Annotated in this window: 1 protein-coding gene; it reads right to left on the reverse strand. The window is 69.8% G+C overall.

Annotation, left to right across the window (positions count from 1 at the left end; all coding sequences use genetic code 11):
- Window positions 1–1862: acetate--CoA ligase (acs, locus tag VT52_RS32150; protein WP_240509968.1), on the reverse strand; the 1862-nt coding region annotated here is incomplete at both ends.

The raw sequence follows: 1862 nt of genomic DNA on the forward strand, positions 1-1862 counted from the left end.
GGCGGTTCTCGGCGACGTCGCGCAGGAGGCGGCGCATGATCTTGCCGGAGCGGGTCTTGGGGAGTTCGGCGACGGGGAGGATCCGTTTGGGTTTGGCGATGGGGCCGAGGGTGGTGCCGACGTGGTCGCGGAGGGTGGTGATGAGGGTTTCGTCGTCGGCGTCGGCGGTGCCGCGCAGGATGACGAAGGCGACGATGGCCTGGCCGGTGGTCTCGTCGGCGGCGCCGACGACGGCGGCTTCGGCGACGGCGGGGTGGGAGACGAGGGCGGATTCGACCTCGGTGGTGGAGATGTTGTGGCCGGAGACGAGCATGACGTCGTCGACGCGGCCGAGGAGCCAGATGTCGCCGTCCTGGTCCTTCTTGGCGCCGTCGCCGGCGAAGTAGGTGCCGGGGAAGCGGGACCAGTAGGTGTCCTTGAAGCGTTGGTCGTCGCCCCAGATGGTGCGCAGCATGGACGGCCAGGGTTCGGTGAGGACGAGGTAGCCGCCCGCGCCGTCGGGGACTTCGTGGGCTTCGTCGTCGACGACGGTGGCGCTGATGCCGGGCAGGGGGCGTTGGGCGGAGCCGGGTTTGGTGTCGGTGGCGCCGGGGAGGGGGGAGATCATCATGGCGCCGGTCTCGGTCTGCCACCAGGTGTCGACGACGGGGGTGCGGTCGGCGCCGATGTGTTTGCGGTACCAGATCCAGGCTTCGGGGTTGATGGGTTCGCCGACGGAGCCGAGGATGCGCAGGCTGGTGAGGTCGTACTTGGCGGGGATGTCGTCTCCCCACTTCATGAAGGTGCGGATGGCGGTGGGGGCGGTGTAGAGGATGGAGACCTTGTATTTCTGGACGATCTCCCAGAAGCGGCCCTGGTGGGGGGTGTCGGGGGTGCCTTCGTACATGATCTGGGTGGCGCCGTTGGCGAGGGGGCCGTAGACGATGTAGGAGTGGCCGGTGACCCAGCCGACGTCGGCGGTGCACCAGTAGACGTCGGTGTCGGGTTTGAGGTCGAAGACGGCCCAGTGGGTGTAGGCGGTCTGGGTGAGGTAGCCGCCGGAGGTGTGCAGGATGCCCTTGGGTTTTCCGGTGGTGCCGGACGTGTAGAGGATGAAGAGGGGGTGTTCGGCGTCGAATGCCTCGGGGGTGTGTTCGGTGGGCTGGGCGGCGACGAGGTCGTGCCACCACACGTCGCGGGTGTCGTCGAAGGCGACGTCCTGTCCGGTGCGGCGTACGACGAGGACGTGTTCGACGGTGCCGGTCTTGTCGGCGGCTTCGTCGACGGCGGGTTTGAGGGCGGAGGGCTTGCCGCGGCGGTAGCCGCCGTCGGCGGTGATGACGACCTTGGCGTCGGCGTCCTTGATGCGGGTGGCGAGGGCGTCGGCGGAGAAGCCGCCGAAGACGACGGAGTGGGCGGCGCCGATCCGGGCGCAGGCCAGCATGGCGATGGCGGTCTCGGGGATCATCGGCATGTAGACGGCGACCCGGTCGCCGGCGCGGACGCCGAGGGAGAGGAGGGCGTTGGCGGCGCGGCAGACCTCGTCCTTGAGCTCGGCGTAGGTGAGGGCGCGGCTGTCGCCGGGCTCGCCCTCGAAGTGGATGGCGACGCGGTCGCCGTGGCCGGCCTCGACGTGCCGGTCCACGCAGTTGTGGGCGACGTTGAGACGCCCGTCCTTGAACCACTTCGCGAACGGGGGGTTCGACCAGTCCAGCGTCTCGGTCGGTTCCTCGGCCCAGGTCAGCCGGCGGGCCTGCGCGGCCCAGAAGCCGAGCCGGTCAGCCCTGGCCTGCTCGTACGCCTCCGCCGTGACGTTGGCGTGTGCGGCCAGGTCGGCGGGGGGCGCGAACCTGCGTTCTTCCTTCAGCAGGTTGGCCAGGCTC

This window comes from Streptomyces malaysiense, from assembly GCF_000980885.2.
Taxonomy (GTDB): Bacteria; Actinomycetota; Actinomycetes; order Streptomycetales; family Streptomycetaceae; genus Streptomyces; species Streptomyces malaysiense.